The following is a 14,638-nucleotide window of genomic DNA, read 5'->3' on the forward strand; positions in this document are numbered from 1 at the left end:
TGAATAAGTGGTTAAAAGAAGGACATGTTATACAGTGAGTCTGTATGTGGAGGTTTAGTGATGAAAGGAAATGGAAAGCCTACATTAGTAGGGGGAGGCTTAATTACGATGAAAATAACCGATACTTCGAAGCAATCCAAATGGATTTTGGCGTGGATGGTGCTTACCGTTATGGTCGTGCTTTTCGGAGAAGAGGCAAGTTATCAGGGGAACTATAGGGCGGCAAATACCGATACCCATATACGAAATCAGCAGGACAATCAAGCGGGTGCGGTGATTCCGGTTGCACGCCCTGTTGCACAGGAGCATCAACAACAGGCAAGTTATCGCTTTATTCCCAACTTGGATTCTGATTTATCCAAATACACGGTAGTTGAAGTCACAGCGACCGGATATTCTGCGGGTAAAGAATCAACAGGAAAGAATCCAGACCATCCTTCTTATGGAATCACGTATTCTGGTATGAAAGTCATGCGTGATGATAAGGCGTTATCAACTATAGCAGCAGATACAAGGGTATTCCCATTAGGTACTGTATTGTTTATTCCAGGTTACGGTTACGGGGTTGTGGCAGATACAGGAAGTGCGATTAAAGGGAAGAAAATTGATCTTTATTTCAACACGAAGGATCAGGTATATAAAGAATGGGGTAAAAAGACGGTCAAGGTTTTCGTGGTGAAAAAAGGGAATGGCAAAGTCACTGAGGTCATTTGGAAGCAGTTGAAGGATGAAATATTGGCTCCAGCCAAAGCACTGTAATGGTTAATTTTGTGGAAAAAAGAAATTCATAAAAAGTCCTGTTTGGGAAAAGATACTCATACAGGAGGTGATTGACATGGCAAAGAACAAGAACAACAACAACAAGAAAGCAACRCAAGACACGGAATTTGCTACTGAAGTAGCGGTACCTAATAAGCAGCAACAAAACAACACACAAAACCAAAATAAATAACAAATAGCGTTGTTGGAAAGACGGAGATCCGAGAGGGTCTCCGTTTTTAATTCTTTTCAAGCCCTCCTATATTCGATATAATGTAACAAAAACTAACATTTTGTTCCTTTTGGGAGGAGTTCCGGTTGCATATGTGGACGGATTCAAAGCAGAGAGCTTGGTTCTACGGTTTTGCACTTATTGGAATGCTTGTAAATGTATTCGCTTTATTTTCTGCTTCGAAATGGGTTGCCGTAGTTAGTGTCGCTGTTTTTATCTTAATGGGCTTAGGTGCATTACTAAGCGCTAGTGCATCTGGTAAACAGCGAGAACAAGGGGCTCTTGATCACGAAGAACAATTCCGTACCTTTATTCAAGAATCTCAGGTTGTTGCGGATCGATTAGCAGCGGCAGTAGAAGAGGTCAATCGTTCCATCGGACATCTTCTTCAAATTGCGGATGCCTCTATTCAAGGAGAAGAGGAATTGAAGGGGCGAAGCCAACATGCCGCTGGACAGCTCCAAGAAGCTTTTGCTGCGATTCAGCAAGTGGCTGCAGCTGCTGATCAGATCCTGGATTCGTCGTTACATATGCATCGTGAAAGTGAACAAACCAAAGATACCGTAGTGGACGTCTGTCGCTCCTTGAATGCAACAGATGAAGTAATGAACGATTTGCATGTGAACAATGATACGATGCAGAAGAAAATTCAAGATTTGACCGAGCATACGTCGAAAATTGAAGAGATCAATACGTTCATTACAGAGGTCGTTGCCCAAACGTCATTACTTGCCTTGAATGCATCAATTGAAGCGGCTAGAGCTGGTGAGAATGGAAGAGGCTTCTCCGTGGTAGCGCAAGAAATTAAGAAACTAGCTGCGCAAAGTCATGAAGCCGTTCAGAAGTCATCTGAGCTACTTGCTGATATTGAAAGTGGGGTCGCGCAAGTTGTCGCTGCAGTGGCAGAAGAGAAAGCCTCAGTGACACATGGGATTGATGAGATGAAGGTGATGAAAGGCAAGATCGATACGATCTTTTCTTTGATCCTGCATGTGAATAGCCTAGTTGCAAGTACGACGAGTTCAACGAAGCACCAATCCTCTCTGGTTACTGGGACCAGAACTTCTCTAGGGGAAGTCGTGGATTTGATGAATGAGACGATGTCGAGCGTTGAGCATACGTTGGATCAAATGAAGAAGCAACGGCACGAGGTTTCGAGATTGCAGCATATTAATCAGAATTTAGATCGTTCTTCCGCTGAGCTGATCACGGCCATACAAGCTGTTGGCATGAAGAGCAAGCAGGGAACTATTCATGTCAACATTGAAGAAATGAAACAATTATTGAATGCGCTTGTTCGCGTACCTGACATCAAATCGTTGGTCGAAGATAAGCATGCCTCGCATTTACATGGGATTTTGAAGAAAACAGCAGGGATAGAAGCGATATGGTCGAATCGCGGAGATGGAACCTTCATCTACTCTCAACCAGAAGCAGGGCTAGTGAATGCCAAGGGGAGAGAGTGGTGGAAGCGTGCAATGGCAGGTGAGCTCTTCATTTCGGATGAATACGTGTCAGCTATTACGAAAAAACCATGCATTACGTTGTCGAAATCCGTTATAGATGACATGGGAACGCCTATTGGTGTCGTTGGAATTGATTTAGTGTTAAATTAATAGTTCTCAAACCACTCTTTTTAGTGTAAAATAAGATTACTGTTATAAATCTTGACACGGAGAGATAGGTGATGGAACATGCTGCAAGCATTACGATCGGATGGTATGCCCTTAAAAACAACAAGGAAAGCTGCGGAGGTACTTCCCTTCTTGGAGGCTTTTATTACGCGGAAAGAGCAGCAAGCTCGGGAAATTGAGCAGGTTGTTGAGCGATATGAAGTGAAGAGAATGAAAGAAGAACGGGCTTATCAAACCATGTCATCTTTTCGACGCATGTTGACCGGTAAGAAACCTGATCATCATCTAGCTGTTGAATATATTCATTATGTGAAGAAACCTATGGAGCAAGTCAGAAAGCTCCGTGCCGAAATCGAGCAAGCTAGACAAATTATGAATGATTCTAAGCCTGGGGACGATATTACGTTTCCGGAGGAATTTGAAGACATATTCTCATCCTAAAATAAAGAAGAGGACACTGCGTGTGCGGTGCCCTCTTCTTTATTTTCATTGGTTATTCTTCAAGTGTTGTAGGTCCAAGAATCCTTCTTCTTGGCTATATGCTGGAACCCCATGTGAGCCAACATCTAGCCCAATTAACTCTTCGTCGCGACTCACCCGTAATGGAACGATAAGTTTAATGAGCTTCAAGAAAACCCAAGTGATGAAGAAACCCCACGCGCAGACGGTGACAAGGCCAAGTGCTTGAACGCCTAGGAGGTGGAAACCTCCGCCGTAGAATAAGCCAGCTGTTCCTTCGCGGATCGCATCCGGCTTCGCACATAAGCCAACGGCGAGGGTGCCGATACTTCCGCTGATTCCATGTACGGGAAAGGCGCCAACGGGATCATCAATCTGTCTAGCTTCCAGTATTTCCGTTGCGTAGACCATGGCAATCCCGCAGATTGCACCAATGCAGATCGCTGCTGCATCACTGACGAATGCGCAACCTGCCGTTATTCCGACAAGTCCGGCGAGTGCGCCATTAATGACCATGGGCGGGTCCGCTTTGCGATAGCGCATCATGGTGAACAGAATGCAGGCTGCACAACCGGCTGCGGCGGAAAGCATCGTGGTAACCGCGATGTGGCCGATCGATGTATTGGTAGCGCTTAACGTGCTCCCAGAGTTAAAACCAAACCAACCGAACCACAAGATAAATGCGCCTACAGAAGCTAGGGGCAAATTAGAAGGGGGGACAATGTTCGCTTTACCATCGGCAGAAAATTTACCAATTCGGGGACCGATAATCATAGCTGCGGCGAGTGCGGAGAAGCCACCAAGTCCGTGGATAACAGCGGATCCAGCGAAGTCAACCATGCCAAGCTTGCCGAGCCAACCGCCAACACCCCAAACCCAATGGCCAGCAATGGGATAGATTAATCCGGTCATGGCTATCGTATAAAGAATATAAGCGCGAAAATTAATGCGTTCTGCTACAGCACCGGATACAATTGAAATAACGGCAATAACAAAAGCGCATTGGAACAACCAATAGGTTTCATGTGAGATTGTCAACGCGATGTGTGATAAATCTCCGCCCATGAAAAAGCCTGTTGTACCGATGATGCCTCCGATGTCTTTACCGTACATAAGTGCAAATCCAAAAAAATAAAAAATAAGCGCACCGAATGAGATATCGACAAATACTTTCATGATGATACTGACGGCATTCTTTTGTCTGACAAAGCCTGCTTCTAGTAAGGCGAAGCCGCCTTCCATTAATAAAATCATCGCAGCAGTCAATACGACCCAAATGGTGTCTAGGCCAGAAGTGAGTTGTTGGATTTGATCCATTCCTGTAATCTCTCCTTATAATACTTGCGTTCTCTGCCCAATTATACGGTTCTGATGACATGGGTGTCAACGCAATACGTAAGAATACATGACATATACGGTAAAATGTTCGTCTTATACGACACTCATGTTAGGTTTTCTAGTGAAGGCTTTTGTAATATCGGTCTTGAGGCGGAGATCGCCTTCAATCTACCGTCTCTTTTCATTCCCCCTTGTATCTTATAAACTAGAGTTATCTTAACAACGCTTTACACAAATGGAGGAAGAACGTATGAATCCGCATATGTTTCAAAGAATGATTTGGGGGCTAGTACTCGTATCCGCGGGCGCACTCTTTTTACTAAATCAATTAGGAATCATTCAAATTGATATCGGCTATTTAGTATCTACGTATTGGCCTGCAATTCTGATTTTTTATGGGCTCATTGGCTTTGTCTCACAGCGAAAGTACCATTGGGGTGGATCCATAGGCAGCTTGATGATGTGCGGCGTAGGAACCATATTTCTTTTGAAAAATCTAAATGTAACCGACCTTTCTATTGGAGAAATGTTTAAATTTCTTGCGCCAGTTGCTTTAATACTTTTTGGATTAAATGTGATTTTTAAACCGGGTAAGAAAGAGTCGCCTGAGTGGCCTTCCATTAAGAAAGCAAAAGAGGAAGAAAGACAAGCTCGGCGAGAAGCGAATCGAGCACGACATTCCGGGTATAAGAAACATTGGGAGTCTGGAAATTGGAACCTGTCTGGCGATCTCTCCAGCAATTCGAAAGAACACATGGATCATACTTCGGCGAATAGTATGAAACATGGCCTTACTGCGGAAGAAAAGGAAGTGCTGAAGGATATCCACGGCACGTATCCAAAGGACGAGGAGCATGGAGAATGGACAGACTCCCAACACAAACACCAACACAAATATGATGGCTTCGTTCATAATTTCGATTCAGGTAATGTTCTACACCGTCATGGTTTTATTGGCGATGTTCACCTCGGCCAAGAGGCTTGGGAATTAAAGCCTATTCAGATCTCTCACTTTATTGGCGATTCTGTTATCGATCTTACGCGTGCGTCAATTCCACGTGGCGAAACAACGATTCATGTTACGGCATTTATTGGCGATGTGAAAATTTTCATCCCGAACGATATGGATGTTGAGGTTCGAGTTATGGCAAGTTCCTTTATTGGGGATATGAAGGTTCTTGATCGGCGTGAAAGTGGTTTTCTACGCAACATCAGAACGCAAACCTCACATTATGAAGAGGCGGAACATAAAATCGTTGTAACAACAAGTATGTTTATCGGCGATATTACCATTAAAAAGATAGGTTAAGGATGGAGCATGTACAAATTGCGAATGTTCAATATGAAGTGGCAGCTGCTGAATTACTTTCTAATTTCGAGCGTAGTAACGGTTTCAGGTATTTATATCGTACTTGAATATTACGAGAAGGAACTGAGTTCTTGGGAGTTCCGTTTGTGGTTCGCTTTCGCGATTCTTGTAGTGAGCTTGTCCGTAGGTTTCATTGCAACTAGAAGGTGGCAGCGCAAGGTAGACGAGCTTCATGTCGCAATGCTGGAATTGTCAAAAGGGAACTTCTCTGTTCGAATTGACATGGAGCCAGTAGAACCCTTCTTATACTTGTATGATGCTTTTAACAGCATGGCAACTTCCATTGAAGAACGCGTGCAGCTGATGCAAAAGCTAGGGGAAGCCGAAGCCATTCGGGATCAGGAGCTGACAGAGAGCGCTGTGATGGAAGAAAGACGCAGGCTTGCGAGAGATCTTCATGATACAGTGAGCCAAGAGCTATTCGCGATCCATATGTCGGCTTCCTCACTTCCCAAAATATTAGAAAGAAACCCAGCGGCTGCACCATCGCTAATGAACCAGCTCATTGAGATGTCCCATCATGCTCAGAAGCAGATGCGCGGCCTCATTTCACAACTACGACCGATCGAATTAAAAGATATGAGCTTACAAGAAGCCTTGGAGAAATGGTTCCCGGAATATTGCCGGACCCATGAACTTCAGGGTCAACTTGATGTTTCGCTGCCTGAAATTATTTCAGAGGCGATAGAACATCAGTTTTTTCTCATTATCCAAGAAGGACTTGCGAATGTCATTAAACATGCCTCGGCCAAACAAGTCCGATTGGCGATCTACGAGAGAGAGCATCAATATGTGCTGCAATTGCAGGACGATGGTCAAGGTTTTGAACGAAGAGATATTCCTTCTGCTTCCCACGGCTTATCAACCATGAGAGAACGAGCGCAAAAACTAGGCGGAGAAGTAGAGATTGATAGCAAATTAGGCTCAGGAACTCGGGTGCGCGTTCGTATTCCGCGATTTTCAGGGCATTCAGGGGGAAACAAGAATGAATCCGAACATTAAAGTCATGATCGTGGACGATCACGACATGGTGAGAGTGGGTCTGCGTACTTACATTTCATTGGAGCCTGGTTTAGAGGTAGTGGGGGAAGCGGCGAATGGTCAATCTGCCTTTGATCAGTTGAAGGAAGAAAGCCTTACATCATTGCCTGATGTCATTCTAATGGATTTAACGATGCCTGTGTTGGATGGGATTGGAGCGACGAAGCTAATTTGTGATCAATTTCCACAGATAAAAGTAATTATGCTGACCTCTTTTCTGGAGGAAGCCAAGGTGCTGGAGGCTGTTGAATCCGGAGCTATTAGCTACATGTTGAAGACCGTTTCTTCCGATCAGTTGATTCACGCGATTCAGAGTGCCTACCGCGGCATGCCAGTTATGAATGCTGAAGTGTCGCAAGCGTTGACTAGAGGCATTAGACAGCGGAGTGAATTACCGGAGCAGGAAGGGCTAACAACGCGGGAACGTGAAGTCCTCCTCTTAATTGCTGAAGGAAAAAGCAACAAGGATATTTCCGAAGAGCTTTTTATTAGTATCAAAACAGTTAAAACACATGTTAGCAACCTGTTGATGAAGTGTGAGCTTGACGATCGGACACAATTAGCGATTTTCGCTCATCGAAAAGGATGGGTTTAACAGCACGAACAAATTGAGGGACTATCGCACATAAAAACGTCAATTTGGCACATTCTATGCGTAAGTAAAATAATATGAGCGCTTAAGGAGTGTAGAGTCGCTATGAAACCACTAACTTCCTCACTGGAGCAGGTACAGGAAACATTTGATAAGGTGCGTGCCCAGCTAGAACAATTTAATTTTAACTTAGGTGGCGGTTGGGATTATGACCATGGCTACTTTGATCGATCACTGGATGAGGCAAATAAAGTTTGGTTGCGAATTCCCGTTCAAGTCATCACGGGCAGAATTGAAGGCGATGTGGAAGCGACGGATGCGGTCGTTGAGGTCGGTACTCCTTTTGTTCTGAAACATGTCTATAATGAAGGATTAGATCCCGAAGCCGACATCGAGACAGCAGGCGCATTGGTTGATCAGTTCCAAGCACCACTGGATTCTGATGCTAGTATTGAGGATAAATGGGTGAAAGAAGCCGCAAACGTATTAAAATCAGTTGAAAGTGCATGGACTCATTAATAAATGTCCTATTTTTACCTCCATTTTATTGTTTTTTAATATTCGTTTAAGGTTGTGAGTGCATGATAGACACATAGAGAACAACAAGATCCTTCAAAAGAGCATGCACTTATAACTTTAATTATGGAGGTAAGACCCATGGATGAAAATAAAAAAGACTACAGCGACTTTTTCAAGCCGCAGAATAATGATAACAACGAGCAGGAGCAATCCCGCAGTAACGAAGCGCAAGAACCTAACAAAGAAAGACCTTCCTACTATTACTCCTATGGGCCTTACAAATCTGCTTTTAATGAAGAAAGTGAAGGTCAATCCTTAGCAACTTCTTCTACAAGTTCGGAAGGCACTTCAAATGTTGAAGTAACACCACCTAAGACGCTGCGTCCCTTCAGCTTTGGTTCGGAGAATGCACCTCAAGGTCCAGCGGCGTGGGATCCTAATGCGAAGAAGCGTTCTTCGGTAAAAAGCATTTTTGCAGCATTCATGGCAGGAGCGCTCGTTGTTGGTGCGTTGATGTTTACAGCGGATAAAACGAACATGTTTTCAGGTAATCAACCGCTAGCTTCTGGTTCAAGTTCAGCGACAACCGTAGCAAGCAGCTCGAATAGTAATGGCGGTGAAGTGAAGAATGCTGCGCTTGATGTTGTTCGTCCAGGCAATATTGCCGCGATCGCTCAAAATGCAGGACCTGCCATTGTAAAGGTTGAATCACTCGTGAAGCCGAAGACATCGAGTCGCAGCAATGGTGGAAACTCACTGTTCGATGATCCATTCTTCCGTCAGTTCTTTGGCGATAATGGCGGTGGTCAAACGACACCTAAGAGTGGTCAAAATGACTCAGGAAGCGGACAATTGCAACCAGCAGGTATGGGAACCGGCTTTATTTTCGAGAAAACAGGGTATATCCTAACGAACGAGCATGTGGTTGACGGCGCGGATGAAATTCAAATCACCGTAGAAGGCTATGAGAAGCCGTTTAAAGCGAAATTGCTGGGTAACAGTTACGATTTGGATTTAGCAGTACTGAAAATTGAAGGAACAAAAGATTTCCCGATCCTTCCACTTGGTAAAGCGGATGACGTAAACGTAGGTGATTGGGTTGTTGCGATTGGTAACCCTTACGGATTCGATCACACAGTAACCGTTGGTGTACTTAGTGCGAAAGAACGTCCAATTAGTATCCCTGATGAGAAGGGGACACGTGAGTATAAACATTTACTGCAAACAGATGCTTCCATTAACCCTGGTAACTCAGGTGGTCCTCTCTTGAATCTTAACGGAGAAGTTATTGGGATCAACACAGCGGTAAGCTCACAAGCGCAAGGGATTGGTTTTGCAATTCCGACTAGCACAATTTCTTCTGTTCTAGATAACTTGAAGAATAATGTTACGATTCCGAAAGAGCCAGTTCCTTTTATTGGTGTTGGTCTGCAAGATATTGGTCAAGATTGGGTTAGTGAATTGAAGCTTTCTAACACAGACGGCGCTTTGGTTGGCAGTGTTCAACGTAAGAGTCCAGCATTCACTGCAGGCTTACGTCAATATGATGTCATCGTTGAGCTGAATGGTGCCAAAATCAAGAACTCACAAGAGTTGATTACGAAAGTTCAAGCAACGAAAGTTGGCGACAAAGTAACGTTAGGTATTATTCGTGATGGTAAGAAAACAGAAGTTCCAGTTACGGTAGGAGACAAAAATACACTTGCTGAGACACCAGCTCAGTAAGTTCCAAGCACTTAATTGAAGGGAAGTAGAGTCCGCGGCCTCAAGCTTGCAGGCTCTGCTTCTTTGTGCTAGTCGGTAATTTTGCTACAATAGAAGATAGAATGGGGGCGAACCAATGAGAGAGAATATTATGGTTATTGACGATGACGAGAAAATCACATCCATGTTAAGACGTGGGCTTGCTTTTGAAGGCTATTTGGTTACCACAGCAGCTAACGGTTTAGAAGGTCTCAAGCAAATGCTGGTGACAGAGCCGCAGCTTATTATTTTGGACGTCATGATGCCGCACATCGATGGCTGGGAAGTTGTTCGTCGGATTCGTGAGAGCGGCAGCGAAGTGCCAATTCTCATGTTGACAGCGAAGGACGATATTAGTGATCGTGTCAAAGGTTTGGATCTAGGCGCTGATGATTATTTGGTCAAGCCCTTTGCTTTGGAAGAGCTGCTTGCGAGAGTGCGAGTATTACTTCGTCGAAGAACGGAACGACCTGAACAGGCGAATAATCGGCTTAGCTTTGAAGATGCGATCTTGGATTTAGATACACGTGAGGTTTTCCGCGATGAGAAGCTAATTGAATTAACGACGAAAGAGTTCGATTTATTGCATTTATTTATGCAGAATCCGAAGCGAGTTCTGTCGAGGGATATTATCATGGAGAAGATTTGGGGCTACGATTACAGCGGCGAGTCCAACGTCTTAGAGGTTTACATAGCTTTGTTACGCCAGAAAACAGAAGAATTTGGCCACAAACGTTTGATTCAAACGGTCAGAGGAGCAGGCTATGTATTGAGAGGGGAAAATTAAGATGTCGCTTCGCCTGCGGCTTACGCTATGGTATTCAGGCATATTGGCCATCACGATGCTGCTTTTTGGCATTGTTCTCTATTTCCTTCTGAACTTCTTCCTTTATGATCAAATTCGTGAGGATTTGAAGAAGGAAGCTGTCACAAGCGCGGCGCGTATTCAGACAAGTTACGTTCTTTCAAAGAAAGGTCTTGCGCTCGATTTAGAGTTGGAGGCTAGGGATTTCTTATCTACGAATACCTTCTTACAATTGTATAATGTTTTGCTTAAGAGCTATAATCGATCAGCGAATTTGCAGAATTATCAACAAACATTACCTTTGAGTCAAGCGGTTATCAATAAATTGCAAACACAGGATGGTTTTTTTGAGAAAACCAAGTTTCTAAATCAAGATATTCTCATCTACCATTTAGGTATCCGATCCGATGAGCAGGGGAGAAATCTTATCGGTGTCTTACAATCTGCCGTACCAATTGGTAGTTATGAGAAGACTGCAGTAACGCTTCGTAATACGCTGATTATTTGGGCGATTCTTACGATTCTCGTCGCTGCCTCCCTAGGTTGGTTCTTAGCACGTAAGGCATTAAAACCGATTGAGCGAGTCATAGATGCCGCGAATCAAATCGAAAGTGGAGACGATCTAGAGAAGCGTATTTACTATGATGGACCTTTAGATGAAATAGGCCGATTGACGAATACGATTAATGGCATGCTTGCCCGTATTCAAATTACGTATGTGGAATTAGATGAAGCTTATCGCGCACAGCGGCGATTCGTCTCAGATGCGTCCCATGAGCTTAGAACACCCCTAACGACGATTCGTGGGAATGTGGATCTGCTGGAGAAAATGTGGAAGCAAACGTCGGGGACCAAAGAGTTGGCTACGCCAGACCAGGTTCAGATGTCCTTGGAAGCTATGCACGATATTGCCGGGGAAGCGCAGCGGATGAGCAGGTTAGTCAATGATTTACTCGCGCTTGCGAGGGCTGATGCTGGTGTTCTTATGGAGAAACATCCGATTGAGTTCAAGTCGCTAGTTCACGAAGTAGTAAGGAGAGCGCAGTTGCTCGAGCACAAGGCTGAATGGCAAGTGGGGGATCTTGATGCCCTCGAAGATGCCATTGTACAAGGAAACCGTGATTACCTGCAGCAATTGTTGTTCATCTTTATTGAAAATGCTTTTAAATATACACCAACGGGTTCTGTAACCATTGAGGCGATACGCAGAAACAGCTTTATTGGCATACGAATCTCGGATACTGGCATAGGGATGGATAAAGAAGATATTCCTCATATTTTCGATCGGTTCTATCGCGCGGATTTATCCAGAGGGGTTACGACKGGTACGGGGCTTGGTTTATCGATTGCCAAATGGATCATTGATGAGCATGATGGGTCTGTTGAAGTCACCACTCGGAAGGACGAAGGAAGTACCTTTTTAATCTGGCTGCCGGCAAACTTCCCTCATGCCATATAATCAGATATAATTAGAAGAAATACAACGGTTTAGGTAGGTGGAACAGATGGAAGTTGTTCGAATATCCCCCAGAGGTTACTGTTATGGGGTTGTTGATGCTATGGCGCTCGCCATGCAAACTGCTAAAAATTTAAATCTTCCCAGACCTATATATATCTTAGGCATGATTGTTCATAATGCGCATGTGACTGATTTCTTCAAAGAGGAAGGAGTTATTACGCTGGATGGCGAGAATCGCCTTGAGATTTTGCAGCAAGTGGAGACAGGGACTGTTATTTTCACTGCACATGGGGTTTCTCCTGAGGTAAGACGTTTGGCGCGTGACAAAGGACTTACTGTTGTAGACGCAACATGTCCGGATGTAACGAAGACGCATGATCTAATTCGTGAAAAAGTAGCAGACGGTTATGACATTATTTATATCGGGAAAAAGGGGCATCCTGAGCCAGAAGGTGCTATTGGCGTAGCTCCAGATCATGTGCACTTGATTGAGAAGCTGGAAGATGCTGAACACCTTAACCTGGAGTCGAATCGAATCATCATTACGAATCAAACCACGATGAGTCAGTGGGATATTAAACATATTATGAATCGGTTATTAACGCTTTTCCCAAAAGCTGAAATTCATAATGAAATTTGCTTGGCAACGCAGGTTCGTCAAGAAGCCGTCGCGGAGCAGGCGAAAGAAGTTGATCTGGTCATTGTCGTTGGCGATCCGAAAAGCAACAATTCGAACCGTTTGGCTCAGGTTTCACAAGAGATCGCTGGCGTCATGGCGTACCGTATTTCAGATGTTTCAGAACTAAACAGAGAATGGTTGGCGAATGTTCGTAAAGTAGGTGTAACTTCAGGGGCATCTACACCCACACCGATCACCAAAGAGGTCATTACCTATTTAGAAAATTACGATGCGAAAGATGAAACCAGTTGGGAAATAAAACGTACTATTAATATGAAGAAACTAATTCCCCCTGTTAAATCCAAAGCAGCAAGTACCGTGTAATTCCTGCTTATTCCACTCGACGGGATTGAAACTAGCATGCAAAGTACTCAGAAGGTGAAAATGATGAAAGCTCGCTACGATTGGAAAAGTACTAAACGTTGGTTCAAATTCAAATATTTACTTCTTTTACGTGCCAAGGGCGGTCCTTCCATGGTAGCAAGAGGCTTTTCGATTGGACTATTTGTTGAGATGTTCACATTACCGACTGCAGGGTTTGCGTTTGTTCTTATTTTTCCATTGGTTTATCTACTGAGAGCAAACTTGCCTGCGGCTTTAATTGGCTTTGTGTTCGGTAAAGTCATCTATATACCTTTTTCCATTCTTAATAAGCAGGTCGGGGAATATTTAGTGCCGAAGCATTTTAAGATCTATCTGATCCACCATCTACCGCATCTCCTCTCTAATATTATTCGTAGCGGTTTGGATTTAATTGTCGGTGGGATGGTCGTAGGTCTTTTCCTTGGTATTATTGCTTATTTCCCAGTCGTGCTTCTGCTCAAGTACCACACGAATCGCCGTAAAGAAAAACGTAGAATACGTAAAGATCAGTTAGCTCCGGGTGAAGCAAAAGAATAGGTAATAAATTAGCGCTTGACGAAATCTCGTCAAGCGTTGTATATTTACTTTAGCGGTTAAAAGCATAAAAGCGTAGAAGCGAACAAGCGTTGAAGCGTGTTAGTGAAATGATAATCAAATACCCCAAAATAAATGAAATAGGAGCGTGGATCACATGATCGCAATTACATCAAACAAAACTTCGGATGAGCGTATTCAGGAAATTGTGCAATTTATCGAAAAGCAAGGGGTTCAAGCGCATGTTTCCAAAGGTGAGGATCGTACAGTAATTGGGATCATTGGTCAAGCGGATCCGAAATTAGCGGAACAGCTTCGCCAAATGTCTGGTGTTGAGCAAGTTGTGAAAATCTCGAAGTCCTACAAGCTGGCTAGTCGTGATTTCCATCCTGCCGATACAGTTATTTCTATTAAAGGTGTTGAAATCGGCGGGGAACAACTGGTTGTCATGGGTGGCCCTTGCGCAGTTGAAACACCAGAGCAAATCGATGAGATTGCTCGCTTGGTGAAAGCAGCTGGCGGACAGGTGCTGCGCGGCGGTGCTTTTAAACCAAGAACAGGTCCATACAGCTTCCAAGGTGTTGGTGTTGAAGGTTTGATCATGATGGCGGAGGCGGGTAAGAAACATGGTCTTCTTACCATCACAGAAGTCATGACACCGGAGTACGTGGATGTATGTGCGGAATACGCGGACATTCTGCAAGTAGGTACGCGTAATATGCAAAACTTTGATCTCCTTCGCAAATTAGGAACAATTCAAACGCCAGTATTGCTCAAGCGTGGATTTAGCTCTACGTATGATGAATTCTTGAATGCAGCTGAGTACATTCTCGCTGGCGGCAATCCGAATGTTATGCTTTGTGAACGCGGAATCCGTACATTCGAGACGTACACACGAAATACGTTAGACTTGTCAGCTATTCCAGTCCTTAAATCGTTGAGTCACTTGCCGGTTATCTCAGATCCAAGTCATGGAACAGGACGCAGAGAGTTGGTAGTTCCAATGACAAAAGCATCTGTAGCAGCTGGTGCGGACGGATTAATCATCGAGATGCATACAGATCCGGACAATTCAATGACAGGAGACGGCGTACAATCGTTGTTCCCAGATC

The 14,638-nt window shown here is 44.1% G+C and carries 14 protein-coding genes; 13 read left to right on the plus strand and 1 reads right to left on the minus strand.

All coding sequences use genetic code 11. The features are described 5' to 3' along the window. Nucleotides 1–60: 60 nt before the first annotated feature. The 3 genes from AC1DLM_RS18780 (at nt 61) to AC1DLM_RS18790 (ending at nt 3,066) form a co-directional block, all read left to right on the plus strand. On the plus strand, nt 61–759 hold the full coding sequence (locus AC1DLM_RS18780) for a 3D domain-containing protein (protein ID WP_441991096.1): 699 nt from the start codon (nt 61–63) through the stop codon (nt 757–759). A gap of 324 nt (nt 760–1,083) precedes the next feature. Continuing rightward, nucleotides 1,084–2,607 carry a methyl-accepting chemotaxis protein gene (locus AC1DLM_RS18785; RefSeq protein ID WP_477570827.1) on the plus strand — a complete coding sequence of 508 codons (1,524 nt, stop codon included), beginning with the start codon at nt 1,084–1,086 and terminating at the stop codon, nt 2,605–2,607. 78 nt (nt 2,608–2,685) lie between these two features. After that, complete coding sequence (locus AC1DLM_RS18790) at nt 2,686–3,066, plus strand: hypothetical protein (protein ID WP_477570818.1); 381 nt, start codon at nt 2,686–2,688, stop codon at nt 3,064–3,066. 45 nt (nt 3,067–3,111) lie between these two features. Here AC1DLM_RS18790 and AC1DLM_RS18795 read toward each other — a convergent pair whose 3' ends face one another. Continuing rightward, on the minus strand, nt 3,112–4,401 hold the full coding sequence (locus AC1DLM_RS18795; protein WP_477570819.1) for an ammonium transporter: 1,290 nt from the start codon (nt 4,399–4,401) through the stop codon (nt 3,112–3,114). 271 nt (nt 4,402–4,672) lie between these two features. On the opposite strand from AC1DLM_RS18795, the gene liaF reads away from it, so the two are divergent. From liaF to aroF, 10 genes are all read left to right on the plus strand, one after another. Then, nucleotides 4,673–5,731 (plus strand): cell wall-active antibiotics response protein LiaF, encoded by a 1,059-nt coding sequence (gene liaF, locus AC1DLM_RS18800; RefSeq protein WP_477570820.1) that lies wholly within the window; start codon nt 4,673–4,675, stop codon nt 5,729–5,731. Nucleotides 5,732–5,740: 9 nt separating this feature from the next. Further along, nucleotides 5,741–6,793 carry a HAMP domain-containing sensor histidine kinase gene (locus tag AC1DLM_RS18805; RefSeq protein ID WP_477570821.1) on the plus strand — a complete coding sequence of 351 codons (1,053 nt, stop codon included), beginning with the start codon at nt 5,741–5,743 and terminating at the stop codon, nt 6,791–6,793. Further along, the gene (locus tag AC1DLM_RS18810) at nt 6,777–7,427 is read left to right on the plus strand and encodes a response regulator transcription factor (protein ID WP_477570822.1); all 651 of its coding nucleotides are present in this window, start codon (nt 6,777–6,779) and stop codon (nt 7,425–7,427) included. The genes AC1DLM_RS18805 and AC1DLM_RS18810 overlap by 17 nt, the downstream gene beginning before the upstream one ends. 102 nt (nt 7,428–7,529) lie before the next feature. After that, on the plus strand, nt 7,530–7,943 hold the full coding sequence (locus AC1DLM_RS18815) for a YugN family protein (RefSeq protein WP_477570823.1): 414 nt from the start codon (nt 7,530–7,532) through the stop codon (nt 7,941–7,943). 138 nt (nt 7,944–8,081) lie between these two features. Beyond that, nucleotides 8,082–9,668: a S1C family serine protease gene (locus AC1DLM_RS18820; protein ID WP_477570824.1), complete on the plus strand. Its 1,587-nt coding sequence runs from the start codon at nt 8,082–8,084 to the stop codon at nt 9,666–9,668. 115 nt (nt 9,669–9,783) lie between these two features. Then, entirely contained in the window at nt 9,784–10,473 is a 690-nt protein-coding gene (locus tag AC1DLM_RS18825; protein WP_171630021.1) for a response regulator transcription factor, read from the plus strand. A gap of 1 nt (nt 10,474) precedes the next feature. After that, nucleotides 10,475–11,950: a sensor histidine kinase gene (locus AC1DLM_RS18830; protein ID WP_477570825.1), complete on the plus strand. Its 1,476-nt coding sequence runs from the start codon at nt 10,475–10,477 to the stop codon at nt 11,948–11,950. Nucleotides 11,951–11,996: 46 nt separating this feature from the next. Next, nucleotides 11,997–12,953, plus strand: a complete 957-nt coding sequence (locus AC1DLM_RS18835) for a 4-hydroxy-3-methylbut-2-enyl diphosphate reductase (protein WP_441991106.1) — start codon at nt 11,997–11,999, stop codon at nt 12,951–12,953. Nucleotides 12,954–12,989: 36 nt separating this feature from the next. Beyond that, nucleotides 12,990–13,529, plus strand: coding sequence for a DUF2062 domain-containing protein (locus AC1DLM_RS18840; protein ID WP_441991107.1), 540 nt, complete (start codon nt 12,990–12,992; stop codon nt 13,527–13,529). Nucleotides 13,530–13,683: 154 nt separating this feature from the next. Next, a partial coding sequence (gene aroF / locus AC1DLM_RS18845) for a 3-deoxy-7-phosphoheptulonate synthase (RefSeq protein WP_477570826.1) occupies nt 13,684–14,638 on the plus strand: 955 nt, incomplete at its 3' end.

Source organism: Paenibacillus sp. 01T442 (assembly GCF_056398345.1).